At 71.4% G+C, this 8438-nt stretch carries 3 protein-coding genes; 2 read left to right on the top strand and 1 reads right to left on the bottom strand.

Going from position 1 to position 8438, the window contains the following annotated elements; all coding sequences use genetic code 11:
* Positions 1 to 433 precede the first annotated feature (433 nt).
* A complete protein-coding gene (fxsT, locus tag A4V12_RS31805; protein ID WP_159028979.1) occupies positions 434 to 2872 on the bottom strand; it encodes an FxSxx-COOH system tetratricopeptide repeat protein in 2439 nt (812 codons plus the stop codon).
* A 773-nt stretch (positions 2873 to 3645) separates the two neighbouring features.
* On the opposite strand from fxsT, the gene A4V12_RS31800 reads away from it, so the two are divergent.
* Both A4V12_RS31800 and A4V12_RS31795 read left to right on the top strand, forming a co-directional pair.
* Positions 3646 to 6381 (top strand): CHAT domain-containing protein, encoded by a 2736-nt coding sequence (locus A4V12_RS31800; RefSeq protein WP_064072960.1) that lies wholly within the window; start codon positions 3646 to 3648, stop codon positions 6379 to 6381.
* Positions 6374 to 7936, top strand: coding sequence for an esterase/lipase family protein (locus A4V12_RS31795; protein ID WP_064072959.1), 1563 nt, complete (start codon positions 6374 to 6376; stop codon positions 7934 to 7936). The genes A4V12_RS31800 and A4V12_RS31795 overlap by 8 nt, the downstream gene beginning before the upstream one ends.
* Positions 7937 to 8438 lie beyond the last annotated feature (502 nt).

Genomic DNA, 8438 nt, shown 5'->3' with positions numbered 1-8438 from the left:
TGCCTCGGCCCGGCTGCCACCGCCCTAACACCGGTCCTGCACTGGCGCGCCATGCCCGCAGAGGACGGTTCCACCTTCGGCGCCGTCCCGCCGTCCCGCCAGCAGTACACGGAAGCCGAAGAGGCGATCCGTCGGCTCCAGAGTCTCCTTGCCAGCATCGCCATCGCCTGACACCCTCCCGCTCACTCGATCGTCGATCGCCCGGACGTGACTAATCCCCGCAGCACCCTCGAGTCCGAGGACGAGGTGACCAACGCGGCACGTCCGCGACCTGGCCCAGCTGGCCCAGGCCCGCAGGAGCCCCTGCGGGACGGCGCGTTCTTACTCGCCGGGCTTGACCCGCACGATCTCCACGGCCGTGGCCCCCTCGACTTCGAGATAATTACAGAGTGCTACTTGTCGCTTGGCGACGGCTCGGGGATACAGGGCCTCCTCAACTGCCACCGGCTGCGACGTTCCTGCGCCGCAGCCAGTGCCACCACCGGCTCTGTGGCCGTGGGGTGGACACGGCTAGCGCTGTCTCCAGCGCGTTGCGGGTGCTCAAGGTATGCGGGTGCTCGCCGCCCAGGATGCGGACGCGGTCATCGAGGGTTCGGCGCAGCAGGTCTATCGCCTCGGTTTGCTGACCTGCACTGGTCAAAGCGAGAGCGAGGTTGTGGCGACTGGCAAGGGTATCCGGGTGCTCGGGGCTCAGGATGCGGGTGCGATCCTCCAGGGTCTGCCGGTGCATGCGCACTGCTTGTGCGTGCTCGCCCATCCCATCCAGCGCGAGACCGAGGCTGTCCCGGCTGGCCAGCGTGTGCGGATGCTCGTCGCCCAGAATGCGGGCGTGGTCGTTGAGCGCCTGCCGCAGCAGCTGTATCGCTTCCGTCTGCTCACCCGCCCTGGTCAGGGCGCTGGCGAGGTTGTGGCGGCTGAGCAGGGTGAGGTGGTGCTCGGGGCCCAGGACACGGATGCGGTCGTCAAGGGTGCTCCGGTGCATGCGCACCGCTTGTGCGTGCTCGCCCATCCCGTCTAGCGCGAGACCGAGGCTGTCCCGGCTGGCCAGCGTATGCGGATGCTCGGGGCCCAGGACACGGGTACGGTCGTTGAGGGTCTGCCGCAGCAGACCCACCGCCTCGGCATGCTCACCCGTCCCGTCCAAAGCGCATGCGAGGTCATTGCGGCTGGTCAAGGTATCGGGGTGCACGGGGCCCAGGATGCGGGTGCGGTCCTCCAGGGCCTGCCGGAGCAGGCGTATTGCCTCGGCCGGCTCTCCCATTCCGAACAAGGCATTGCCCAGGTTGTTACGGCTGGTCAAGGTACCGGGGTGCTCGGGGCCCAGCATGCGGGTCTCGACGTCGAGGACCCGTTCATGCAGCAGGCGCGCCGCACCGAAAGCGCCAGCCTTCTGCAGCACCTGCGCCAGGGCGTTGAGAGTGGTGCGGTGGTGTGTGGCGGTGCGCGGGTCCGCGTAGTCGAGCAGCAGAGGCAGGTGGGGGGCGAGGAGCACGGCTGCAGGCCAACCAGCGCGCCCGCGCTGGTTGGCCTCGTGCACGGCCGTGGTGAGCCGCTCGGCAAGGGCCCGGTGCCACACGGCGAGATCGGAGGTCTCGGCCGTGAGGGCGACAGCGTTGATCTCTCGGATCAAGGGATGCAGCACCACCTGCGCCCCCTCACTGCTGCCCGACGCCGGGCCGGTGCTGCCGGGAGAGTGGGGCAGGCCGAGGAGACCGTAGCGGTGCAGGCCGGCGAACGCGGCCTCCAGGGCCACCGCGGTGACGTCGTGTCCGGTGACGCCGGATAGCAGGTCCGGAGTGATCAGGGACAGTGGGACGGGGGCTTGAGCCAGCAGGGCCAGCAATCGCAACAAGGGGCGGCCCAAAGCGTTGCCCTCCCCGGCGAGCTGGTCCAAGGACACCTCCCAGGTGTGCCGCACCACGGCGCGGGCGACCTGCGGATGGGAGGCATTCGGGGGCGCCGCCCCCAACAAGAATGGCAGTTCCTGTTCCAGGGCCTGGCGGTAGGCGGCAAAGGTGCGGTAGCGGCTGGTGGGTCCGGCCAGATAGGTGCCGGCCGCGTGCAAAGCCAGTGGCAGCCCGCCCAGTCGCGCCGCCAGCTCCCGGGCCTGCTCGGCGGTGCCGGCCACGGGAGCAGCGTCCAGCAGGACCTGCCCCGCAGGTCGCACCGGCAGCGGCTCCAGTGGCAGCAGCTGTGCGCACGGACCCCAGGTCTGCTCGCTGCCATCCCGGCTGGTCACCACCAGCAGGCCCCGGCCGTGAGGACGGATCCAGCCGCGATAGTCGGCCACCGGCTCCCCTGCCGGGCCGATCTCGTGTGGCTCGTCGGCGTTGTCCACCACCAGCAGCCACCGCCGCACCCGGCCCAACTGTCGCCAGACCACATCCGGCAAGCTCGCCTGCCCCGCTCGTGCGGCCTCCAGCTCTGCCTCTGGCAGGCCGCAGGCCAGCGCCGCCTGCACCATCTGCTGCGCCAGCTCGGCACCGTCGCGCCAGCGCACCCAGAACACTCGCCAGCCCGCCGCCTCGGCCTGGCTGGCCAGTTGCGCGGCCACCATTGTCTTGCCCATCCCGCCGACCGCGCACAGCACCGCGAACCGGCCTTGTGGCCGCCGAAGCATGCCTGCCAGCACGGCGAGTTCTCCCTCACGCCCCCGCACGCGCTGAACATGCGGGGGGCGTAGCGAAGCCTGCTGGCCTCGGGCCAGTCGGCTCACCGGTGCCAGCCGCGCCGGGGGCCTTGCTGCGGCATCCAGATGCCGGCCCCACAGCAACAGCCCGATGCTGACCGCCACCAGCAGGGCGAACACCGGCCAGATCACCCACGCCTGCGCCGCCCAGCCAGGCACCGCGGCACTGGCGTAGTTGGTCACCGGCCCCAGAACAGCCGCCACCAATGCGGCCCCTCCCGCTACCGCCGACCCGGCCCACGCACCCCGTCTACGCCCCATGGTCTGCCACCTCCGTCCACCGTCACCAAGATGCTCCCGCCTGGATCACGTCCATGGAAGGTTGCGGGTGGTCACGACGCGGGCGGCGGTGTTGCTCCGGTTCAGCGGCCGGATGCCGAGCCTGCTGCTTGAACGCCTCATCCGCCGCGCGGCGCGGCCCGGGCACCAGGGCAGGCAGCAGGTCGAGCCGCTTGGCCACGACCATGTGTGCGCGGCCAGTCGCCGTGTGCCGGTTCCATCGTGCTGCTCGCGCGGGGGAACCAGGGCCCGGGCGGTCAGGGCTGCGCGACCGACGCCGCGCTGGACCTCACGACCGGCCGGGAGCTGTGGCACGTCCGGCGCGCCCCGGCCGACCTGACGGCGTCGCGACCGACATGGTTGCCGCCGGCAGCGGGCTCGCCGTGCTGCGGGACGGTGACGACCGCTGGGCACCTCGAGACGATCCGGCCTGCCGTGCCGGGATCGGAAGCCCTGCGCGGGTGTCGCTGGTCGTGGATCTCCTCAACGACGCCTGCGATGGGCGTCGGGACAGCGTCCCCGCAGCGATCTGGCGGGTGGTGGCTCTCGCCGCCACGTCCGCCGGCGACGTCGGCATCACGTACGCGCCTCCCGCACCCTGAGCGTCTAAAGAAGACCGGGGAGGTTCCCCAGGCTACCGTGAAGGGTGGGGCCGATCTTTCCCGGAGGGCTGAGCCGTGGCCTCACGCTCGCACCGCTTCCTGACGCCGGACGACCTTGGACCGCTGCTGCATATCGCCGCCCATGAGGACAACCACAGCCTGCGCACCGAAGCCCTCGCGGCGTGCGCCGCGCTCCCACTGGACGAACCGGCGGCGGAGGAGGTCTCGGAGCTGGTCCTCAGCCGTTTCCGGGCGGAGCCCCTGGTGCCGGACTCCGTGATCGAGGCGGCCGGACACCTCCCTGTCATCGAGGTGCGGGCCGTCCTGGAGGGGTGGGCCGCTGACGACGGCTCGGACCATCAAGACGCGGCGCGACGGGCGCTGGCCACCCGGGAGCGGCTCGCCGTCACACCTTCGGTACGGGGCGATCCGGACGAATTGTTTTCCGCACTGGGCGTGGAAGCGGTTGTGACCCGAAGCCTCCTGGACGGTCGTGGCTTCCCGTCCGACCTGTCCCCGCTCGCCTCCCTCTTCGAAAGTGAGAGGCAGCGGCTGCTGTCGGTGCTGATCGCAACCCTCGTGCATGCCGTGGATGAGGACGACGAGACCCTCCGGGCTGCCACTGAGCGCCTCGGACAGGTCGTCGCGGTGCTGCCGGACACGCCTGCGGCGGATCTCCCCCAGCTCCCTCGGGCGGTGCCCGACGCCCGGGCCGACTGGCTCGGCGCGGTGCTGAGCCTCGCGCCGCCAGCCGAGGTGGTCGGCAGTGCCGTCACACGACTCAGGGACGAGGACCCGGACAAACGCCTCGCCACGCTGCGAGAACTGTCCAAGGCGGCGCCTCACCTGGGCCGCCCTCCCGTGCGCTGGCCGGAGCCGACCTCCCGCCCCGGCGACTTCGCCCACTTGACATGGTTGCTGGAGCCGAGGACCGGATACGGGGAAGTCGGCGAGCCGGCCCCGGCCGCCCCGTTCCCCCCTCTCCCGTATGGGTTCGACGGACTCCCCTCTCCCGCACCGCCCCCGCAGCGCAAGGAGACCGTGCGCGAGGAGAAAAGGCAGCGCAAGGAGACCGTGCAGCCGTCGGGCCCGCCGGCCGGGCCCCTTGCGCCGCCCCCGGGGTACGGGGGCGCGGGAGGGCAGGCACGAGCCAAGGAGACAGGCCGTCACCCGGTGCCTGGTCGCGTCCTGGACTGGTTCAGGCGCAGAGGCGCCGAGCGCAGGGTTCTGATCCCAGCCGAGGAGTCTGTGCCTGGGGGCACCGTCACCACCCGCGAGGCCTACGCCCGTCTCGACGCCCCCCAGCACGTGGTGCCCGACGAAGCCTTCGAGCTGCGCGTAGGGCTGGCCCCGCTCCCCACACCCGAGGTCGTCCAGCCCGCCCCCCTCGCCGTCCCCGTCGACGCATTCACGCTCGACGTCTCTGTCCTCGCGCACGGCTTCGCCGTGGTCGGCGAGGACCCGCTCACCCTGCGCATGCGGGCCAGTCCGGACGACCCGTACCCGTACCGGATGCTCAGGCTCCGGGCGGTGGACGATCCGTCCCTGGCCGCGGAGCGAGTGATCATCGCGGTGTACGCGGTCGCCGGCAGCGTCATCGGGGTCGCCCACCGGACCGTATGGGTGGGGGAGGCGCCCGGGGAGCTGGCCGGTGACGAGCCGCCGCGGATGCAGGCGGCCGGAGGTGTATGGGTGCTGCCGGATGAGGCGGACGCCGGCACTCAACCAGATCTGGAAATCGTCGTGGCCCCGGGTAACGACAGCGACGGACGGCAGCACTACTGGCTGTACCGCTCACCGCACCCGGGCATCGGCGCCTGCGACAAGCCGATCGTGACCACGCTCGGCGGTGAGGCCGACTGGGCCCGCTCCGTCATGCGGGGCGTGCAGGAACGCAAGGACGCCTACGACCTAGCCCACTACCTCAAGGGCGTGGGCCGTGAGGCGAGCAGCGCCGTGCCGCAGGAGGTCTGGGCCGCCCTGCGGGCCGCAGGCAAACGCGCCGGTCCGCCGAGCGTGCTCCTGGCCACCTGGGATCCGTACATTCCCTGGGAACTGGCCCTGCTGTCCGAGCCGTTGGACCCGACGGCCCCAGCCCACCTCGGCGCCCAGGCAGCGGTCGGCCGCTGGATCTACGGCGACCGGCAGCGCACCCCAGCCCCGCCCGCGCATTTGCAACCCCGCACGATGTCCGTGGTGACCGGGGACTACGCCGTCGCCGAACTTAAGGAGGCAACGGCCGAGGCCAAGCACCTCATCCGGCACTACCGCGCGAACCCCGTCGACGCCACCACCGACCAGGTCCTCATGGCCCTGGACGGCGAGCGGGGGCCGGACATTCTCCACCTCGCCGTGCACGGGAAGTTCAGCACGGAAGAGCTGGAGGATGGTCTGCAGATGGTGGACGGCACGTACTTGAGCCGACGGTCCGTCAGCGGAGTGGAGGCCAGCGGGGTGCGGCTCGTGTTCCTCAACGCCTGCCAGGTCGGGCAGGGCCGCAGTGAGCTAGGCGCGTACACGGGCATGGTGCCCGCCTTTCTCAGCATCGGGGCGCAGGCGGCCGTCGCCCCGCTGTGGAACGTCGACGACAAGGTCGCCAAGAACTTCGCCCAGGGCTTCTACAAGGCCGTACTCGAGGGCGGCACGGCCCCCGCCGAGTACCTGCGCAGGCGGCGTGCCGGAACGCTCGGCTCGGCCGGGGCCGAGCTGTCGACCCCACTCGCCTACCTCTTCTTCGGCCACCCACGGTTGACCGTCCAGTGGACCGCAGAAGGCGCTTTAGCAGAACGGGAAGGAAAGGACGATGCCTGATCTCGAACGGGACGGACGCAGCGAACTCCCCTACGGTCTGGTGCTGCGCTCCTCGGAGGTCGGCGGCCGCGTCGGCGAGGTCCGCCGATCGGCCGCAGCCGGGACGCCGGTGCGCGACGCGGCCCCTGGCGGGCTGCCCGAGCAACTCCTCGCCGACCACGTCCCCGGGCCCGCCGCGCGGCTGCTGGGCACCGCGGCGCAGGAGGCCGGGATGCGTCCGCTGCTCACCGTGCCGCTGAGCGACTTGACCGTGCCACACCGCCCCGGCGGCCCCGATCGGAGCGGCGCTCCCGGCCCACACCTCCTGTTGGAGACGCCCGCGCCCCCGTCGGACGAGGGACAGGTCCTGCTGGAGGCAGATGCGACCGGCGTCGTGGAATGGGTGTTCCCCGAGGCGGCGATGCCGGGTGGCCGCCCGGACCGGGCCACCGGGGCCCAGACCTTCCGTGTGCCGATGAAGCAGTTCGCGCTCCCCGCGAGCGGGCAGGCGGCGGACCGGGGCATCGTCGGCTTCGGTGTCGGCAAGGTCCTGCACCTGCTGCGGTTCCCGATCGAGCGGGCGACCGGTCTCGCGGCCGACTTTGCGGTCAGCCGGTGGGAGAAGAAGCACCGCCCGTACGGGCTCCGGCTGACCACCCCGCAGACGTTCCTTGAGGCAGGCGAACAGGCAGGTGCCGGAGCCGGTGAAGGGCCTGGCGTGCAGGTGAGCGCGGGCCGGCTCGCCGAGCTCGCCGACCGGCCCTTCCTCCTCTTCGTCCACGGCACATTCAGCAGGTGCCGCACCGCCTTTCGCGGCATCGCCGACGACGAGCCGCTGCTGCACGACCTCCACCGGCGCTACGACGACCGCGTCCTGGTCTTCGACCATCCGACCGTCCACCTGGACCCGGTCGACAACGCGCGCTGGCTCCTGGAGCACCTGCCCACCGACCGGCGACTCACCCTCGACATAGTCACCCACTCCCGGGGCGGTCTCGTCGCCCGCCACCTGAGCCGGAACGGCCAGGCGGGCGCGGGAGGGCCCGCCCCTTCCGTCCGCACGCTGGTCCATGTCGCCACCCCCAACGCGGGCACGGCCCTCGCCGACAAGCAGCGACTGAGCAATCTGCTCGGCGTCTTCACCAATCTGCTCGGGTTTTTCCCGGAGGAACTGGTGAGCACCACCCTGGAGGTCGTCCTCGAAGTCGTGAAGCACGGTGCGACTGGTGTCCTCGGCGGACTGGACGGTCTTGCGGCGATGGACCCCGCGTCGGAGGGGCTCGGTGACCTCAACGCCTCCGCCGTCCCGACCGAGGGTTCGGTGCGCGCTGTAACGTCCGACTTCGAGCCCGCACGGGACGCGGCGTTGGCGATGCGCGCGCTCGACGGGCTGGTGGACCGGCTGTTCGGTGTCGGCAACGACCTCGTCGTACCGACCGAAGGCGTCCACCGCGCCGGTTCGTACGTCGTGCCCAATCCGCTCGTCGTCCCGTCGGCGAGCGCCGTCGTCCACAGCGGCTTCTTCCGGGACGCACAGGTCCGCATGGGCCTCTCCGAGTGGCTGCCGGGGAGCTGACCCCGCCCCGGACGTGCCGTTTGCCGCAGCACGGTAGAGGAGTCGCCCCGGGGCGCCCCAGCACGGGTACGACAGGAGTAGACCGCAAACTGCAAAGAGCCTTGCGGCGTGCCGTCTGCGCTTTGCCGTCCCGGTCGCCGTCCTGGGTCAGCCACACCGTCCCGCTTCTTCACGGACTTCGGCGGGTAGTCCAGATCGCCGTGAGCGTGTTCCAGCCGTTGCAGCCGTCCATGCGGATGCACACCTGGGGTCCCGACCAGTGATGGGTGCAGGCGCTGGTGTCCGCAGCCGCCGGCGGCGCAGCGATCTCCCACCGAGCGGGTTCCTCAAAACCGTTGGCCGCGCCGTGTCTAAAGCTCGGGTATGTGGGTGGGGTCGGGGCTGACGCGCTCGCCGCGGGCATCAAAGACGAAGAGGTTGCGTACGTCGACGAGGAGGGGCAGGTGCTGGCCCCGTTGATGGAAGCTCCCGGTACTGGCGCGGACGACGAGCTCGCCTCTGC

Source organism: Streptomyces noursei, from assembly GCF_001646665.1.
Taxonomy (GTDB): domain Bacteria; phylum Actinomycetota; class Actinomycetes; order Streptomycetales; family Streptomycetaceae; genus Streptomyces; species Streptomyces lavendulocolor.
This window is presented reverse-complemented; position numbering and strand designations above follow the sequence as displayed.

Bases quoted from the DNA above. Each gene is read 5' to 3' on its own strand.
- A4V12_RS31795 (WP_064072959.1), top strand. From the start codon at position 6,374: ATGCCTGATCTCGAACGGGACGGACGCAGCGAACTCCCCTACGGTCTG.